The sequence below is a fragment of the Microcystis sp. LE19-8.1F genome (assembly GCF_027531715.1).
Classification (GTDB): domain Bacteria; phylum Cyanobacteriota; class Cyanobacteriia; order Cyanobacteriales; family Microcystaceae; genus Microcystis; species Microcystis wesenbergii_A.
The window spans coordinates 26,826-43,526 of record NZ_JAPZSO010000206.1 but is presented as its reverse complement, the minus strand read 5'-3'; the positions used below and the strand labels follow the sequence as shown (position 1 = coordinate 43,526).

Annotated in this window: 19 protein-coding genes; 6 read left to right on the top strand and 13 right to left on the bottom strand. The window is 45.1% G+C overall.

The genetic code is table 11. The features are described from left to right. Positions 1-196: 196 nt before the first annotated feature. Both O9334_RS19675 and O9334_RS19670 read right to left on the bottom strand, forming a co-directional pair. A complete protein-coding gene (locus tag O9334_RS19675) occupies positions 197-961 on the bottom strand; it encodes an ABC transporter ATP-binding protein (RefSeq protein WP_045360512.1) in 765 nt (254 codons plus the stop codon). A 256-nt stretch (positions 962-1,217) separates the two neighbouring features. After that, a complete protein-coding gene (locus O9334_RS19670; protein ID WP_045360511.1) occupies positions 1,218-2,030 on the bottom strand; it encodes an inositol monophosphatase family protein in 813 nt (270 codons plus the stop codon). Positions 2,031-2,091: 61 nt separating this feature from the next. Between O9334_RS19670 and scpB the strand changes: the two genes are divergently transcribed. Continuing rightward, entirely contained in the window at positions 2,092-2,610 is a 519-nt protein-coding gene (gene scpB / locus O9334_RS19665) for an SMC-Scp complex subunit ScpB (RefSeq protein ID WP_080754319.1), read from the top strand. Between the two features lie 136 nt (positions 2,611-2,746). Beyond that, positions 2,747-3,097: a DUF760 domain-containing protein gene (locus tag O9334_RS19660; RefSeq protein WP_002803308.1), complete on the top strand. Its 351-nt coding sequence runs from the start codon at positions 2,747-2,749 to the stop codon at positions 3,095-3,097. A 439-nt stretch (positions 3,098-3,536) separates the two neighbouring features. Here O9334_RS19660 and O9334_RS19655 read toward each other — a convergent pair whose 3' ends face one another. The 10 genes from O9334_RS19655 to O9334_RS19610 all read right to left on the bottom strand — a co-directional run bounded on the left by O9334_RS19655 (position 3,537) and on the right by O9334_RS19610 (position 13,480). Next, a complete protein-coding gene (locus O9334_RS19655; protein ID WP_045360510.1) occupies positions 3,537-4,406 on the bottom strand; it encodes an NAD(P)-dependent oxidoreductase in 870 nt (289 codons plus the stop codon). A 25-nt stretch (positions 4,407-4,431) separates the two neighbouring features. Further along, positions 4,432-5,091 carry a class I SAM-dependent methyltransferase gene (locus tag O9334_RS19650; RefSeq protein WP_288001989.1) on the bottom strand — a complete coding sequence of 220 codons (660 nt, stop codon included), beginning with the start codon at positions 5,089-5,091 and terminating at the stop codon, positions 4,432-4,434. A gap of 13 nt (positions 5,092-5,104) precedes the next feature. After that, positions 5,105-5,947, bottom strand: coding sequence for a DUF6671 family protein (locus O9334_RS19645; RefSeq protein WP_288001986.1), 843 nt, complete (start codon positions 5,945-5,947; stop codon positions 5,105-5,107). 138 nt (positions 5,948-6,085) lie between these two features. Further along, positions 6,086-6,943: a S1 RNA-binding domain-containing protein gene (locus tag O9334_RS19640; protein ID WP_190381119.1), complete on the bottom strand. Its 858-nt coding sequence runs from the start codon at positions 6,941-6,943 to the stop codon at positions 6,086-6,088. Between the two features lie 96 nt (positions 6,944-7,039). After that, positions 7,040-7,774, bottom strand: coding sequence for a dienelactone hydrolase family protein (locus O9334_RS19635; protein ID WP_288001984.1), 735 nt, complete (start codon positions 7,772-7,774; stop codon positions 7,040-7,042). Between the two features lie 177 nt (positions 7,775-7,951). Then, entirely contained in the window at positions 7,952-8,764 is an 813-nt protein-coding gene (locus tag O9334_RS19630; RefSeq protein ID WP_288001981.1) for a Cof-type HAD-IIB family hydrolase, read from the bottom strand. A gap of 77 nt (positions 8,765-8,841) precedes the next feature. Beyond that, positions 8,842-10,269: a hypothetical protein gene (locus O9334_RS19625; protein ID WP_045360500.1), complete on the bottom strand. Its 1,428-nt coding sequence runs from the start codon at positions 10,267-10,269 to the stop codon at positions 8,842-8,844. A gap of 11 nt (positions 10,270-10,280) precedes the next feature. Then, positions 10,281-12,026 (bottom strand): R3H domain-containing nucleic acid-binding protein, encoded by a 1,746-nt coding sequence (locus O9334_RS19620; protein ID WP_172968190.1) that lies wholly within the window; start codon positions 12,024-12,026, stop codon positions 10,281-10,283. A 117-nt stretch (positions 12,027-12,143) separates the two neighbouring features. Next, on the bottom strand, positions 12,144-13,145 hold the full coding sequence (gene ldpA / locus O9334_RS19615) for a circadian clock protein LdpA (protein WP_045360496.1): 1,002 nt from the start codon (positions 13,143-13,145) through the stop codon (positions 12,144-12,146). A 113-nt stretch (positions 13,146-13,258) separates the two neighbouring features. Further along, on the bottom strand, positions 13,259-13,480 hold the full coding sequence (locus tag O9334_RS19610; protein ID WP_045360495.1) for a hypothetical protein: 222 nt from the start codon (positions 13,478-13,480) through the stop codon (positions 13,259-13,261). A 139-nt stretch (positions 13,481-13,619) separates the two neighbouring features. Here O9334_RS19610 and O9334_RS19605 point away from each other — a divergent pair, with 139 nt between their 5' ends. The 4 genes from O9334_RS19605 to O9334_RS19590 all read left to right on the top strand — a co-directional run bounded on the left by O9334_RS19605 (position 13,620) and on the right by O9334_RS19590 (position 15,547). Continuing rightward, on the top strand, positions 13,620-14,426 hold the full coding sequence (locus O9334_RS19605; protein ID WP_045360493.1) for a TlyA family RNA methyltransferase: 807 nt from the start codon (positions 13,620-13,622) through the stop codon (positions 14,424-14,426). A 230-nt stretch (positions 14,427-14,656) separates the two neighbouring features. Beyond that, the gene (locus O9334_RS19600) at positions 14,657-14,977 is read left to right on the top strand and encodes a hypothetical protein (protein WP_288001977.1); all 321 of its coding nucleotides are present in this window, start codon (positions 14,657-14,659) and stop codon (positions 14,975-14,977) included. Between the two features lie 15 nt (positions 14,978-14,992). After that, positions 14,993-15,163, top strand: a complete 171-nt coding sequence (locus O9334_RS19595) for a hypothetical protein (protein ID WP_045360490.1) — start codon at positions 14,993-14,995, stop codon at positions 15,161-15,163. A gap of 3 nt (positions 15,164-15,166) precedes the next feature. Next, complete coding sequence (locus O9334_RS19590; protein WP_045360488.1) at positions 15,167-15,547, top strand: cyclic nucleotide-binding domain-containing protein; 381 nt, start codon at positions 15,167-15,169, stop codon at positions 15,545-15,547. 29 nt (positions 15,548-15,576) lie between these two features. Here O9334_RS19590 and fmt read toward each other — a convergent pair whose 3' ends face one another. After that, positions 15,577-16,554, bottom strand: a complete 978-nt coding sequence (gene fmt, locus O9334_RS19585) for a methionyl-tRNA formyltransferase (protein WP_288001974.1) — start codon at positions 16,552-16,554, stop codon at positions 15,577-15,579. Positions 16,555-16,701: the final 147 nt, after the last annotated feature.

Below are 16,701 nucleotides of genomic sequence, written 5' to 3'. Positions count from 1 at the left end.
AATGGCTTGATATTGAGATGGTTTTCCTCTAAGCTTGTACTCTAAAACAAACATTTTGCGTTATCGACCTACCACGCAAACTACTCTAGCATACTAAAATTAAATTGGCAACTATAGATTAGAGTTATTCTTAGTCGTGCTTCGCTGTTCTATGCTGGCGGAACCTTTCATCTCCGAGGTGAAACCGAGGGTTCCTTCAAGCCGACATTATAGGTAAATCCGTCGGTGCGAGATGAGGATAAACCGCTTCACCGTCTTTAAACCAGATAATGCGCTGGCAGTGACGGGCCACATCGGCCTCGTGAGTTACCATGACGATAGTAATGCCACTGTTATTCAATTCCGAGAAAATAGCCATCACCTCTTGGGTAGTTTTCGAGTCCAGCGCCCCCGTCGGTTCATCGGCAAGTAATAATATGGGTTGATTGACAATTGCCCTAGCAATAGCGACGCGCTGCTGTTGTCCCCCCGATAATTGATTGGGTTTATTGTGCAGTCGATTATCTAATTTTACCTTCGTTAAAGCAGCGATCGCTCTTTCCTTTCTTTCTTGGGGAGAAACCCCACCATAAATCATCGGTAACATGACATTTTCTAGCGCACTCATCTGGGGTAAAAGATGGAATTGCTGGAAAACAAAGCCGATTTTACGATTGCGAATCTGAGCTAAATCCCCATCCGGCAGCGTGGAAACGTCCAGATTTTCTAGATAATAAGACCCCGAGGTGGGACGATCAAGACAGCCGATAATATTCATGGCTGTGGATTTTCCCGAACCCGATGCCCCCATAATAGCGCAATATTCCCCTTTTTTGAGGCTTAAATTGATGTTATTAAGGGCTTTAACCATGGTTTCGCCACTGCCATAGATTTTAGATACATTTTCGAGGCGAATAATTACTGGCTGATAGACTTCGGCTTTATCGTTGCGTTGGCTGAGAGAGGAAGTATCAAAACTCATGAAATAAATTCGTGGGGGCAGGGTGTGGGGTGTAGGGTGTGGGGTGTAGGGTTTTACCGATTTTCAGGGGGTCAATTACCTAATTTTCAGGCAAAAAGTGCCTAAATTTCCCCCCTGATCACTCCAAGGGCTGGCAGTTTTTGATTTCAAACAAGCTTAAAGATATTATCCAACAAGGTTTTTAGATTTATTCAGCCAGCCCTAAATAAAGATAAAACCAATAAATGCAGCTATTCTAACCTGAGCAATTCTCCATTCAAGCAACATCCTTGAGAAAACCGACTAAAGGCAAGAAAACCGGTGCTAAATTCGATCGAGCCACGGCTAAACAGGGATAGGATCGATCACGATAATTTTCCCCTACCCGCAAGGGAAAAATCTTTTCTCCTAAAGAGATAAATACTCCGTCCGCGGCCTGTAGAATTGCCCAAACCGCAGCAATATCCCAGACTTTCGGGGTTGCTTCCACTCCTCCCAAAACCGTGCCATCGGCAACCAAAAGCAGATTATAACTAGCTACTCCTATCATCCGCACTTTGCAGGGAAAGGGTTTTTTTAATAGATCTGTACTACGAGCGCAGAGATTAAACAGATGATTTTTGCTGGGAAAATCGTCGCTGGTGTGAATCGGTTGACCGTTGCAGTAGGCCCCTAGCGGACCGGTTAAACCCGTCTCACCGTACCAATAACCATAATAGGACTGTTTCAGGCAGGGCAGATAAACAAATCCGAACACGGGAGTCCCCCGGTAGAGAAGTCCCAGGGAAATGCCCCAGATGGGAAGACCGCGAGTAAAATTAGTCGTGCCGTCGATCGGATCCACGACCCAACACCATTCTTGATCCGGGAAAATATGGGTAGTTTCCTCGGTTAAGACTCCATGATCCTGGAAAGTGCGGGCAAGTAGCGATCGCAATTCGCCATCGGACCAACGGTCGGCAGCCGTCACTAAAGTCCCGTCTGCTTTATTGGTGGCCTGTAATTTGCCAAAATCAGCTAGTAGGCGATCGCCCACCTGGCCAGTAGCCTGATAACAAAAGTCTAAAACCTGACTCCAAAAAGTTTCCATAATTTTCTCGTTCGTCTTCTAGTAGAATATTAAATCATTGTCTAAACTTAGGTAGTCGAGATTGAGAGCGGAAGCCCACCAGGAGATCAGACTAGCTACCCGTCTAGAAGCAATACTTTACCTAAAAGGGCAGCCTGTCCCCTTAACCGAGATGGTGAGATTAACCAACAGCGATCGCTTGACGGTGGAAGATGCCATGATCGAGTTAATGTCCGATTATGCTCACCGGGATAGTGCCTTGGAAGTGGTGGAAACCCCCCTCGGTTATAGTTTACAATTGCGGTCAGCTTATCAGAATTTGATCGAAGACCTGATCCCGGCCGAATTAGGCACAGGAACCCTCCGCACTTTAGCAGCGATTGCGCTCAAAGGACCGATTTTGCAAGCGGATTTAATTAATTTACGGGGCAGTACGGCCTATCAACAGGTTCAGGACTTGGTAGAACGAGGATTTGTGAGAAAACGCAAGCAAAACGAAGGTAGATCCTACTGGTTAGAAGTAACCGATAAATTTCATCAATATTTCGAGGTTGACAATCTTAGGGAACAGGGTATTCTGGAAGCTACCGATCAGGAATAAGGAGAGAGAGGGTATATTAGGGGTGAATGTTTCTGATCACTGAGCTAAACTTGAAGAAGATAGGGGGGACTTCAGGCAATCAAGAAGAGCGATTTGTTAACCTAGATCCAATAACCACTACAGCGTGGGAGTTCTGATGACTTTTAATCCTGATTTTTTTCCCTGGGAAACCGAAGAACAAAACGATAACTGTCTGATGCAGTATCTCCAGCAGCAGCATCCTGAAACCCTTGAGAGAATAGCCCAATCGGTCAGTAGCGAAATTAAAGATATTATCTCGCAAAACGTCAAGGGATTGGTGGGAATGTTGCCCTCAGAGGATTTTGCGGTACAAATTACCACCGACCGCGAGAATTTGGCTAATCTTCTCGCTTCAGCGATGATGACAGGTTATTTCCTCGGTCAAGTGGAGAAGCGCCATCATTTAGAATCAATTTTGTTAGCTACAGAATCAATTAAATTGGGCAAAAAACCAAAAATAGATTAATCTTCACCCCAAAAAGATAGAGACACTTTCATCGGTGTCTCTATCGGTTTTTAGCCCCCTTTGGCAAAACTCACCATCACCAAAATCGAGAGCAGGATACCGGGGACAAGTAAACCCGCTAATAATCCAAATTCAGTCAGCGTCATAGGAGAATATGCCCAAAATTCCATCACTTCCCACTCTAACCCCCTCTTTTGGCCACCTCAACAAAGCTTAAGGAAAATTTAAAGCCTTTTATCGGTTTTTCTTCTATCAGTTGTCCGACTAGACAAACCAAGAGTCTTTTTGATGTGGGTAAGCGGTTTATAAGTAGCTGGTTATAATTAAATTAAAAATGGATTTTGCCTTTAATCCCCCCTTGATCCCCCCTTGATAAGGTAGGGTTGATTCATGAATCAACCCTACCTTATCAAGGGGGGTGTCTGATAATTTTTAACGCCTACCTACTTAATTCTTTTTTCAGTGCCTCATATAAAGCTGAATAATCGTCCTCTGCGAATCCCATTTCTAAAGCTTTTTCAAGAAGGCGCTGTACTCCTGTTAGGGGAAAAGTGGTTAAATCTAACTTCTCCGATTCCTCTAAAAAGAGATTAACATCTTTCAGTAAATGTTTAGTGGGAAAATTAGGGTTAGCATAATTTTCTTCTAACATTCTAGTTAATTTTTTGTCAAAAGTAGGCGCATATAAGGCACTTTGACGCAGGATAGTCATGAACTTTTCTATATCTACTCCTTGCTGGGATAAAAAAGCTAAACTCAAAGCAAAAGCACTGGTTAGAGCGGCAATTAATTGATTTAAAGCTAATTTTAACGCCGCAGCGGTTCCCACTTCCCCGATTAACATCGGTTCTTGTCCAAAATTTGCTAATAAATTTGACCATTGATGGAACTGTTTCTCCGTTGCTCCCACCATAACTAAGAGAGTCCCATTTTTAGCTTCGGGAATACTTCCTAACACGGGTGCTTCTAGATATTCTCCCCCTTTAGCCACAATTTGATCTCGCAGTTGTTTACTTTCAGAAGGGGCAATGGTTCCCATCTGAATAATAGTACGATTATTGAAGTTGGATTGCTCGGAATTTAATCCTAAAACCTCTTGGATAGCGGCGGCATTAGTTAACATTAAAATCAGACAATCTGCCTCTTGAATGACTTGCTCAGGAGAGCTAACTGTTTTGGCTCCCAACTGCTGTAAAGGTGCTAATTTTTCTAAGGTGCGATTATAGGCAATAACAGGAATTTTCTGATTTAATAATCTTTCTACCATTGGCGTTCCCATTAATCCCGTTCCCAAAAATCCAACTTTCATAACTCGATTTTTCCTGATTTAGTGATTAGTTTTTACTTGTTTTTATGGCTGTCCAATGACGATTAGAAGACTGATAAATTTTAACATTTTCTAAGCCCGACTGCTGGATTAAATCGGCGATTTCTGCTAGGGTAAAAGCCGCTCGCAGCGAGTCTTGAAATAATTGCGCTTGTCGGGGAGAAAAATTAGGATCGATTTCCCTCACCATCCCCTGGATTATTTCCTCGGAATCGGGACGGAATAAATCTCTTAAAAAAATGCCCCCATTGGGTTTTAAAACTCGCTTAATTTCGCGTAAAAAAGGCAGAGGATCCTTGAGATGATGGATTAAACTATTAGAAATAACTAAATCAAATTGCTCGGATTGGTAGGGAAGATTTTTTCCATCAACTTTCTCCAATTTGATCTGTTCTTGACAATTAGCATTAAGGATATTTTTTTGACCAATTTCTAACATAGAATCGGCCAGATCAATAGCGATAATTTGCCATTGGGGACGTAGTTGACTGAGTATAATCGGAATGCGTGCAGTACCGGTTCCTACATCTAACACCCTAGCATTAATACCAGCCAATTGTACGGCTTCTTTAGCGAAATTAGTATTAACTTCGGTGAAGTCCATGGCATCATATTCGATCGCTTCTTCCCGATCATCCATTACTTCTGGTTCTAAAATTCTTTCCATAGAAAAGCTATCTTTAAGGATTACAATATTCACAATACATTGGATCGGCAGTTTTTTGACCGTTGGGAAAGAGTTTTTCCTCTCGATAATCACACCTTTGACAACCGTATAGTTCCAGTTTAATTAAAGAGGTGGGAAAGTGACATAAACCACAGGGTAAACCCGCTTTTCTTTCGATAATATCAAACCCCGGACAACCACAATTAGGACATAATTGATTAAGTTTTTGAACAAGATTTGCTGTCGCGGCAACAATTGCTTTCATCCGCGTGGGATTGTGCATAGCGCGCATATCGGTTTCTAGGTGTACTTTGCCGTTTTTGTCAAGAATATCTTCAACAATTTTAACTAAATTTTTCTGGTCAGTAATTCCCTTAAAAATATGCTCAGAGTCGAGAGAATTTTTATCAAACATCACCACTAAACCATGACTAGGAAACCCGATTTTTTCGGCAAATTCTAAAGCAGCTGCTAGATTAGTTACAGTTTGGTGAGCGTGATTAGTTTCCGTGACTATTGCTTGACCAATTATTTCTAGATTATGGACTCGATCGAGCAATAAAATCAATTCACGATTACAGGAAACTAGCGGCAAGTTGGGATGGGAATAAAAACTACCCTCACTAGCAATTCCAATATCGTATCCCGACAGATCGATCGCTTCTTGTGCCTTGCTGCGAGCGGTTTCAATTTGTGTCCCGATGCGCTTAATATCCCGGGTAAAAGTGCCAAAGCGATCGGTATCAAAATTATCGGGTACAATCACCTTAAGGCCTATTTCTTGCGCTAAAATCGGTGCAATCACCCGCTCTTTTCCGTGCATAGTCCCTAAAATTGCTATCCGATCTTGAAACATCTTTGTCAAGTAAAAAGGAGACAGGAGACAGGAGACAGGAGACAGGAGACAAATTCACCTGATGACTGATGGTGGGTTACGGCGAATACTAAATAGGTGGTAAAATATCTAAGTTATTGTCGCCTAACCCACCCTACACTAAGTTTCTGGGGTTTTTCCCTGAGCTTGTTGTAATCTTTCTGCTGCTGTTTCCATGACTTCTGCAAAGTTTTCGAGAATTTCGCCGGGGTGCGCTTCGAGGATTTTTGTGGATAGGGAAATGCGATTTTTATATTCGTCAATTTCCGCGACTACCACTTGAATTGCTTGACCAACTTTAAAGAAAGTCATGGGAGAATTAAAAGAGGCTCCCGTCACCTGTTTAGCATGGAGTAATCCCGTCACTCCACCGCAATCGACAAAAACACCGTAGGGTTGTAATTTAACCACGGTGCCACTTAATAATTTACCCACAGCTAATTGACTGATAGCGTTAGCGCGAGCAATTTCTCGTTGAGATAAAACTAATTTATTATTTTCTTGATCGATTTGAATAAAAGTTGCGGTTAAAAGTTGTCCGATCAGGGAATCTAAATCATTTTTTTCGATTAAATGGGAGCGAGGGATAAATCCTTTTAATCCTTCCACCTCTCCCGTCACTCCTCCCTTATTCACTCCCGTGACGCGCAGCTGCACCGACTTGCCACTTTCAGAGATTTCCCTGGCATTTTCCCAAGCTTTTTGTAGTAATAATTGCCGCAGAGACAGGGTAACTTGTCCTTCCGCATCCTGTCCACGGGTAATCAGAAAATCGAATTCTGCACCTATGGGTAAAGCTTCGGTAATGGAAGTGACATTTTCCAGGGAAATTTCCCTTAAAGAAATAAAAGCGGAGGATTTGCCGCCAATATCGATGTATGCTCCATCGGAGGTGTGTTGATCGACTCTCCCGCGCACGATCTGCCCTTTTTCAAATTGATAATCGTATTGATCAAGAGCTTTGGCAAAATCGTCCATGGAAAAGGCAGGGTTCGGTGTCATGATAAATAGAATGGTTACAAGTATAATTTCGATCTGCTTCCAGTGTAAGCTGAAGCTTGAGGAGTCAGACCATTAAGATTTAAGAAGGCTAAATAACTCTAGCACATGATCCCAGGCAGATTTGGCCGCATTAGCATTATAACTAGCTCTTTGGTCGCAGAAAAAGCCATGGTCGGCGTTTTCATAGCGGAAAACTCGATGAGGAATTTGATAACGGGTTAATGCGTGTTCTATCTCATCCACTTGCTTTTGAGGAATACTGGCATCTAACACCCCGAAAAATGCGTAGATTGTCCCCTTGATTTGGGGAGTCACCTTCACTGTCGCTTGGCCACCGCCGGGGGTTCCCGTGGTGATTCCCGCACCGTAAAAAGAGGCAGTAACTTTGATATCCTCTAGAGTGGAGACAAGATAAACCAGATGACCACCAAAACAAAAACCGATCGTGCCGACACCGGTTTTTTGCACCTGTGGCAAACTATAAAGATAATCGATGGTGGCTTGGATATCGCTGATTAATTCGGCTGCTTTGGTTTGTTCTTTGTACTGACGACCGATTTCGATATCTGCCATACTGTACCCCGTTTCAAAACCCGGAGCGAATCGCTGATAAATGGCAGGAGCGATCGCTATATAGCCTTCTTGGGCAATTCTGCGGGTGACATGGCGAATATGGTCGTTGACGCCGAATATTTCCTGAATCACGATAATTGCCGGATAAATTCCCACTCGATCGGGAATGGCTAAATAGGCATCTATGTCAATATCTTTGTTAGGAATCGTAACAGTTTGCGTATTAATAGTCATAATTTTCTCGATGAAAAGCGGATTGGTTTTTTGGTTTTAAAGTAAAAAGTCAAAATTTTCCCGACGACCGACTCCTAAATCAAATTATAGCGGTAAGCGCTTGAGTGAGATACAAACCAAGCTTTGCCTAGCATGGTTTATAGCTCGTGACACTGTACCTCATACGACTGCACACCGCTATAAAACAAACTTTTCTAAGGCTGCGGCCACCCCATTTAAGTCTACACTGGGGGCAACCCAATCGGCTTGATCCTTAACAGCTTGGGGAGCATTACCCATGGCAACACCGACACCCGCATAGGTGAGCATAGAAACATCATTAAAATTATCACCGATCGCCATAACGTTTTGCGGTTGTAATCCTAGGATATCTTCGGCCAAAAATTGGGTGGCGCTTCCCTTAGTGGCGTCAACGTGGGTAACTTCAAAAAAAGTCGGACTCGATTGGGTAAAGTATAAATCTTGATTTTGATAGCGTTGCTGTAAATGATGCCAAATCTCGGCGATAAATTGCTTATCTTCCCCCATGGCGAGAATTTTAGTGGTTTTGTGGGCAACTTTGCGTAAATCTCCCACTGCTTCGGCAATAATACCCGATCGCTGGCGATAGAATTCCGTTTCCGCGTTTAATTGCCGCACATAAAGCACATCGTCCATATAAAAATTAAGGGAGATTTTCTCCTTCCATTGGGGTTGTTCGAGATAATCTAAAAGATCGAGTGCTAAGTCGGGGGAAATGGGAGTATGTCGATGGTGAACTTGGGAAACAGGGTCTTGAATCCAAGCGCCATTGTAAGCAATTAAAGGTAAACTCGATTTAAGGCGTTGATGAAAGCGTAAAGCCGAACGGTACATCCTGCCAGTGCCAATAGCGACGGGAATTCCCTTTTTTTGGACGGCCGAGACAGCTTGCACCACAGCCGGATTAACCTGATTGTTATCACCGGCGATCGTTCCATCCACATCGACAACGATTAAGCGAATATCCACAGTCTTTTCCCATTCAACGGTAACAGTTAACAGTTTGCCACTTCCCCCATCAAAAAGAGCAAGAATTAAGTGGTCTGTTAAGTATTGGGTAAATCTTGGTATTCAGCCAAAGCATTGATAAAAAAGAAGTCTCCCCAAATTAAACCCGTATCATAGATTTGGCTGGGTCGAATCGCTGCGGGATGATGATAACAGCCATGGCGCAATAGACTCATCTCTGGGGCGGTTGCGTCGGGAAAATACTCAAAAGAAGTCAGATTCAAGAGAATATTATCGATCGCCTCTCGATAGGTTCCATAACTAGGATCACTGCTGGGCAAAGCTTTTAATAAGCGAATCATACCCGCTACTGCGATCGCAGCTGCCGAAGAATCCTTTTCCGTAGCGGCATTTTTTTGCAAGGCATAATCAAAGTCCCAGGGGGGGATAAAATCTCCGGCGCGTCTTTGTCCACCGGGCCAGCGATCAGGCAAATTTTCCAGATAATAATTAATGGCATCCTTGGCAATGGTTAACATTTCCGGATCGCCAGTGTAAATATAGGCCGTCGTGGCAGCATAAATAAACCAAGCTTGACCCCGGGACCAAGTGCTATCATCGCGCCAGCCCTGTTTTCCTTCATTAAATAAGAAATTTGTATAGGTGGGAGAGTTGACATTTTGATCAAAATACCCTCTTTGCCAAGTTCCCGTTTTACCCGGGCGACGGTTAGCCCCAAAAGTGCGGCTAATGGTGCGGATGTGGGAAAGGGCCTTTTCTTGCCAATCTTTTGCTTCCTTGGGGTCAGGATTGTGGAGACTTGGCCAGAGCAGCTGTTCTATATTGACCGTATGATCCATAAAAACGTGCCAATGTTCTTGCTGATCGGTGCGATCGGCCTTGCGTAACCAGCCAAAAGTACCGATATCGGTGTGATAACTCCCTTTACCATCCTGAAAAGGTTGCGCTAGTTGTCTGGCTCCCTGTAAAGTGATATCTAAAGCTGTCTGTTTTTCCTGCCCCTGTCCTGACTGAAACCAAGGAGCAAACACCAGTACGTTATTGAGAGCGATGTCTTTGTTCTTCAAACTCGCTTCTTTTAAGGGATCGCTCCATTTTTTCGCCGCAGCCGCCCAAAATCCCGCATCAATATGGTTTGATTCCAAGTCAGCCATTTTCCATAACAAAGCAGCAAAAGCTCCAGCTGCCCAAAAATTGGCCTTTTCTAACTTCCAAGTGCCGGGGGTGGGACTATTCCCCCTCCGTAGCCAATTGAAGAAGTTAAAACCCGATGGCTCTGGATGGGTAAGATAGGGATAGAGAATTCTCCGACGGGCATAACGATCGAGATAATCGATCGTAGTGGCTAGTTTCATCTTAGCCAGATCGAGACAGAGCTTAATTCTTTCAGCTAGGAGCATTTTGGCGCGCAATTCCGCCGCCGATTCGGGACGATGGATAATCCGGACGGCCGCCGCACCGATCGCCGCCCCCGTACCTAGAATGATGAGAGTGCGTCGCTGCAAATTCCTGACTCCTAAGCTGGATAGATGCGAATACGGCGATTCGGTTCCTCTCCGAAGCTATCGGATTGGAGACGGTAATGTTCCACTAATTCGTGTTGCATTTTCCGCACTTTCGCCGATCGCGGCAGTAACTCCACCGGTTGGCCGGTAGGAATAACGATTTGTTCCACCGCTAACCGGGCCTCCTCCAAAGCTTCGATCTCGTCATCACTACCGCTGCGGGCAAATAAACGCAGGTCGGCACCCTCCTGATTCATCGGGTCATCAATGCCCAAAATCCGCTTTAAACCCCGAGAAATTTGGGGCAGGGTATTGGATTTGATGCCGTGTATAGGGATTTGTCTTACTTTGGCAATTTGCCGCAATTTTGACTGATTTTTAACGTGGGAACGCAGGGCCAGCACCGCATCGGCCCCCTGTAAATCTTTGGTCAAAACGATCGGCAAATCTAGGGCCTGTACTACCTGTTCGATCGGGGCGCGACTGACTCCGTAGGGATAGACATAAACCGGCCAATCTTCGCCATTGGGACCGGGAACGCGGACTTTTTCCGTTTCCGGTTCTTCCTGCAGCCAGGATTGTTCGAGGAGGCGATCAAAATCGTTTTCCCGGTTGAGAGGGCCCGCAGGGAAACGGGCCACGGGAGTCATCCGGCCATCGGCCCGCCATCCCTTGGGTTTATCCATTTCCGGCAGATAATTGCCGCGCAAAGGGGTCAACTTTTCCGGTTTTGGTTCTTCCTGAGCGACCTGTACTTTCCCCTCCTCGTCCACCCAACGGATTTGGGCAATTGCTTCCCGTCCCCGCAGCAGTTGGTCGATAGTAGTAGATACGTCCTCGTGGATGACCCAGCGCTGACGTTCCAACATTTCGATGGCAATGTCAAAGGTGGGCGGTGCTTTCCGTTCTAAAACGGTCTTCTGAGAACCCCGGCGGCGCGCTTCTTCGTCCCCGAGAGTTACTGCCTGAATTCCCCCGACTAAATCCGATAAAGTCGGGTTTTTAATTAAATTTTCCAGTTGATTGCCGTGGGCGGTTCCCACTAACTGCACCCCGCGTTCGGCGATCGTGCGAGCGGCCAGAGCTTCTAATTCCGTACCGATCTCATCAATCACGATCACCTCCGGCATATGGTTTTCCACCGCTTCGATCATGACTTGATGCTGCAATTCCGGACGGGCCACCTGCATCCGACGAGCGCGACCGATAGCCGGATGGGGAATATCTCCATCCCCGGCGATTTCGTTGGAGGTGTCGATAATCACTACCCGTTTATTGAGATCGTCGGCTAAAACTCGGGCTATTTCCCGGAGAGCGGTGGTTTTCCCTACCCCCGGACGACCGAGCAGCAGCAGGGATTTTCCTGTTTCCACCAGGTCGTTAATCAGGGTGATCGTACCGAAAACGGCCCGACCGATACGACAGGTTAAACCGATAATTTCGCCGTCTCGATTGCGAATGGCACTGATGCGGTGCAGGGTGCGTTCAATCCCAGCGCGATTATCGCCGCTAAAACTGCCCACCCTGGCGATCGAATACTGGATTTCTTCTTTTGAGATCGGTTCGTCCCCCAGATCGATCGCCCCATCGGGAAAACGCGCTTCTGGTATGCGTCCCAAATCCATAACCACTTCGATCAGTTGATGCTGCCGCGGGTGTTCCTCGATTTTGCCGCGAATCCGAGCGGGTAGAATTGCCAAGAGTTTGTTTAAATCGTCGGTCACTGGCATCCGAGAGGAGGGTAGGGTTTCTGGCATTAATAGTAAAGGGTTTTGGCGATAATTGGCCGTTTTTATTTCCAAGATTTTCTTGGGGTCTAACACATTTATGGGTTAGTTGTCAATTAAAAAAATATTATAGTTTTTTGACCAAGGCTAGGCTTTTAATTGAGCAACCCCCATAGAAGCGGCTTTAAGGGCTTCTTGGTAGGCTTGGGGGTCATTTTCAAGGTTAAGCTGGTCTAAATGCTCTAAAATTGGCAAAATCAATGAACGGGCGTAACTTCCAGATGCAATACCAGCGATTTTTTTTCTCAGTCCCAGTTGCTGTAATTTGGTCACGGTATGGTCATTGGTTCCCCCGGCTAACTGCACAAATCCGGCTAGATTGCTGGAAAGGACTTTTTTGGCCATATTAATGGCCGGGTGGGTGGTTCCTTTGCCGATATCGCCGCTCATCGGTCGGCCGTCAGTCTGCCAAATCAGAGGACAGCTTAGGGGTGAAATAGTTTCTCGCAGATAGTGGAGGTAATCAATGATATATTCATGATCTTGGCAACTTATAGCCAAGATTTTTAAGTTTTTAGTTAGAGGTGCGATCGCTTGCCAGAGTCGAGCAAATTCCTCTCCGTGACCGACTTGGGTATGAATTTCGATCGCATCGACTCCCATTTCGATAATTAAGGGGATAATTTCTGCGGGTTGACAGACACGGGATTTTGTCTCAATTATTTGCGGGGGACAAACGGGTAAGCAGCGACCGCAACCATAACAGCGCTGTTCAATCACTCCCCCCCCATCAATAGCATAAGCGGGACAGATTTTTTCGCAGGGACGGGGACAATCGACCGGACAGAGTTGCGGGTTAAAGACAGCTTTCCGAAAGTGGGGATCTTCCCCGTCATTGAGACTGACCATCAACCAAGGTCGTCGATTGGGAGCGAGTCCGGCGATTTTGGCGGCGGTTTCGATGCCTTCTTTGGCCGCAAGGATCACGGCTCGGTCGGCGGCCACATCAATACAATCGGCTCCGGCGATAGTATAGGTCAATGCGAGGTTGCGAATCGTGGGCAAATCCTGGTAACTAGCTCCACAGATGAGCTTGAACCAGTGACCCGCAACTAAGGACTGTAAGGGAGGGGAGTTTTTATCTAGCACTTTTTCATCCTATCGCGCCCAGCCCCTAAATGTCAGCCCTGTGCTGCTCTGATTCTTACTAAAGACTGATTATTGATTCTTCTTGGACGAATGCCATCGGCCTCTACATTGAACTATAAACCCAAACGCTGCTTTTGACGGGCTTTATAGGAAGCTAACAGCCAAATAGAGCCAGAAATCAAAGAAGGAGCAAGGACAAAAAAAGTGGCCATGGTCACGGGATGTTCCCGGGCCCGAACCCAATAAATCATCACGGCAAAAATCAAGCCACAGTAAGCTAGTCCTAGAAAGGGGATGCCAATGACCAAAATGGCGAATCGAGTATCTTTATCCATAAAATATCGGGATGGCAGCGAAAATTTAGCTGATGGGTTCCGCTTGTCCCTATCTTTACTTATAATCTTCCTTCTGGGATTGCTTGGGGAAAAATAAGGTATTTTTTAGAATTAGGCGCTGATTATTGGGAGGCCTTCCTTGCCGAAACAAAGATTAGATTTATTATTAGTAGCCAAAAATCTCTGTGATTCCCGTCAACAGGCACAGCGATTAATTCGCGCTGGAGAAGTGAAAGTCAATCATCAAATCATCGATAAACCGGCCACAGAAATCGATCCAGAAGCGGCGATCGAGGTTAAGCAGAAACTGCCCTATTTGTCAAGGGGGGGCGAAAAATTAGCCAAGGCCTTAGAATTATTTGCCATTGATGTCTGCGATCGCATTTGTTTAGATGGAGGCATTTCCACGGGGGGATTTACCGATTGTCTCTTGCAAAAAGGGGCAAAACGGGTTTATGGGGTTGATGTGGGTTATGGACAAGTAGCGTGGAGTTTACGGCAGCATGAACGGGTTATTTTACTAGAAAGAACTAATTTTCGCTATTTAACCCCGGAAAAGTTATACGGACCAGAAAAACCCGCCGATTTAGCAGTTATGGATCTGTCCTTTATTTCTCTGACCAAAGTTTTGCCGACCCTGTGGACGCTATTAAATCCACCGCGAGAGGCGATTTTATTGGTCAAACCCCAATTTGAGGTGGGACGGGAAAAAGTCGGCAAAAAAGGGGTAGTTCGCGACTACCAAGACCAAGCAGTGGCAATTTTTCAGGTTTTACAGGCCGCCGAAGCCCTAGGATGGTTCTATCGGGGTTTAACTTGGTCTCCCATTACCGGACCTGCGGGTAACGTCGAGTATCTTCTCTGGTTGTCCACCGATACCGGCCAAGTTAGTCCCAGTTTAGCCGCGATCGCAGAAATCACCCAAGCAGCGATCGAACAGTTTTAACCCCGGTATTTTCTCAAGGAAGTGGGGAGAGGGGGAGATTTTCAGAAAACCCTTGACAAATGGCGAGACTTGCTTTATACTTTATGTATAATGGGAATCCGTGCGCCCATATATATATGGTTTTTCAGCGAAGATAAGAGAGAAAAAAATAGACTGAAAAATCGGGTTGGGTAGGAAGAGGATAAAGGTATGAAGACGGAAATTTTCACATAATATCGTAGGGATAATTCATGAATTATCCCTACGATATTATCCCTACGGAATCATCCCTACGGAATTATCCCTACGGAATCATCCCTACGGAATTATCCCTACGGAATTATCCCTACGGAATTATCCCTACGGAATTATCCCTACGGAATTATCCCTACGATAGGAATTGTTGTTACGGTGATTATAAAATCGGCCCGATTTTTTTTCTCAAAACCCTTGACAAATGGCGAGACTTGCTTTATAATTTATGTATAATGGGAACCCGTGCGCCCATATATATAGGGTTTTCGAGAGAAGATAAGAGAGAAAAAAATAGACTGAAAAATCGGGTTGGGTAGGAAGAGGATAAAGGTATGAAGACGGAAATTTTCTCTCCCCGACAAGGATTAAACAAAGCATTTCTGAGAGTCAAACCGAATCTTTGTCAGGTAGAGAAGTTTCAAGTATTCTTACATACAAAAACGATGATCGGGGAGTTCAATATATCGGAAAATGGGAGAGATAACCCGAAAAATTATTGTTAAATCATGTTAAGTCCCGTAGAAACGATTAAAATTCTCGAAAATCATCCCGATCGCACTTTTCAAGCTGGTGAAGTTATTTTTGTAGATGGCACGGAGGGCGAGTTGATGTACGGTATTCTTAGGGGAGAGGTGGAGATGTATGTCAAGGGGCAATTGATAGAAACTCTACAAAAAGGGGATGTATTCGGAGCAGGAGCGCTCCTGCATGGCGATAAACTGCGAGAATCCACAGCTATTGCCAAAACTGATTGTAAATTAGCCTATCTCAATCAACCGCAGTTTTTATTTGCCGTGCAGGAAACCCCCATGTTTGCGATCGAAGTGTTAAGAAGTTATTCCGATCGCTTTCGCAAGTTGAAAAAAATCTTCACCGGTGAAGCATAGAGGAGCAAAGGAAAGCCATACCCCGAAAACTATTGACCGAAAATCTCACCGATAGTTAAACGGGAACCATTGACCAAATCCCCACCAGAACGCGGTGATTTTCCCGATAATTGCACTTCTTTTAATAATAATAAACCCTCTCCCGTCTGCACTACCGGCCCGAAATTTTTCCAGAGAGCCACGATCGATCCCACTTCTCCGCTTAGATGAGAAAGGTCTTTTGTCTGTAATTCTGGAGGAAGTTGACCAGGATCCTCTAGGGGAATAGTGGCCATCACTTTTAGGGGTTGTCCCCGGAAAGTGGTCAGCGCATGAGGATAAAAACCCCGGACTCGATCATGAATTCTCCGGCCCGAATCTTGCCAGTGGATTAGATAGTCAGATTTTTGAATTAAAGGGGCATAGGTGGCATCGTCGTTATTTTGAGGAATTGGGGTAATTTCTGCTCGATCGAGCTTAGAGAGGGTTTCTAGGAGCAAATCCGCCCCCATTTGTCCTAGGGTTGCTCCCACCTGTTCGGCATTGTCAAAAAGAGCGATCGGGGTGTAGGCTTTCAGTAACATCGGTCCGGTGTCCATGCCCGCATCCATTAACATGGTGGTAATGCCGGTTTCTTTTTCTCCCCTAGCGATGCACCACTGCACGGGGGCTGCTCCCCGATATTTCGGTAAAATTGAGCCATGAACGTTAATACAGCCCAATCTCGGCATCTCTAGAATTTCTGGGGAGAGGATTTGTCCGTAGGCAACCACCACAAAAGCATCCGCCCGCGATTGTCTGAGAAAATTTAAGGTTTTAGCATTTTTTTTCACACTTTTGGGCTGCCAAACTGGTATTTGCTGTTCTATGGCTATTTGTTTCACCGGTGAGGGGATTAATTGATTGCCCCTTCCCCGGCGCTTGTCCGGTTGGGTAACGACGGCAATTATTTCTATATCGGGATTGGCTAATAATTTTTTTAGGGTGGGAACAGCAAAAGTCGGGGTTCCGAAAAAAACAATACGCATGGGAGAAGGGGTGATTTTTCAGTTATCAACTTCTGAAGGCAAGAGGCACTCATGCAAGAGGCAAAAGGGTCCAAAAAAGAACTTGGCCATTCTCCTACCTAAAAAGAAGGTTGGAAACTAAGTATATCAAAGCTTTTAGCTTAACTA

Excerpts from the sequence above, each read along its gene's own strand:
- O9334_RS19675 (WP_045360512.1), bottom strand. The coding sequence starts at position 961 with ATGAGTTTTGATACTTCCTCTCTCAGCCAACGCAACGATAAAGCCGAA.
- O9334_RS19670 (WP_045360511.1), bottom strand. The coding sequence starts at position 2,030 with ATGGAAACTTTTTGGAGTCAGGTTTTAGACTTTTGTTATCAGGCTACT.
- O9334_RS19660 (WP_002803308.1), top strand. The coding sequence starts at position 2,747 with ATGACTTTTAATCCTGATTTTTTTCCCTGGGAAACCGAAGAACAAAAC.
- O9334_RS19655 (WP_045360510.1), bottom strand. The coding sequence starts at position 4,406 with ATGAAAGTTGGATTTTTGGGAACGGGATTAATGGGAACGCCAATGGTA.
- O9334_RS19650 (WP_288001989.1), bottom strand. The coding sequence starts at position 5,091 with ATGGAAAGAATTTTAGAACCAGAAGTAATGGATGATCGGGAAGAAGCG.
- O9334_RS19645 (WP_288001986.1), bottom strand. The coding sequence starts at position 5,947 with ATGTTTCAAGATCGGATAGCAATTTTAGGGACTATGCACGGAAAAGAG.
- O9334_RS19640 (WP_190381119.1), bottom strand. The coding sequence starts at position 6,943 with ATGGACGATTTTGCCAAAGCTCTTGATCAATACGATTATCAATTTGAA.
- O9334_RS19635 (WP_288001984.1), bottom strand. The coding sequence starts at position 7,774 with ATGACTATTAATACGCAAACTGTTACGATTCCTAACAAAGATATTGAC.
- O9334_RS19620 (WP_172968190.1), bottom strand. The coding sequence starts at position 12,026 with ATGCCAGAAACCCTACCCTCCTCTCGGATGCCAGTGACCGACGATTTA.
- O9334_RS19610 (WP_045360495.1), bottom strand. The coding sequence starts at position 13,480 with ATGGATAAAGATACTCGATTCGCCATTTTGGTCATTGGCATCCCCTTT.
- O9334_RS19600 (WP_288001977.1), top strand. The coding sequence starts at position 14,657 with ATGAATTATCCCTACGATATTATCCCTACGGAATCATCCCTACGGAAT.
- O9334_RS19595 (WP_045360490.1), top strand. The coding sequence starts at position 14,993 with ATGAAGACGGAAATTTTCTCTCCCCGACAAGGATTAAACAAAGCATTT.
- O9334_RS19590 (WP_045360488.1), top strand. The coding sequence starts at position 15,167 with ATGTTAAGTCCCGTAGAAACGATTAAAATTCTCGAAAATCATCCCGAT.
- fmt (WP_288001974.1), bottom strand. The coding sequence starts at position 16,554 with ATGCGTATTGTTTTTTTCGGAACCCCGACTTTTGCTGTTCCCACCCTA.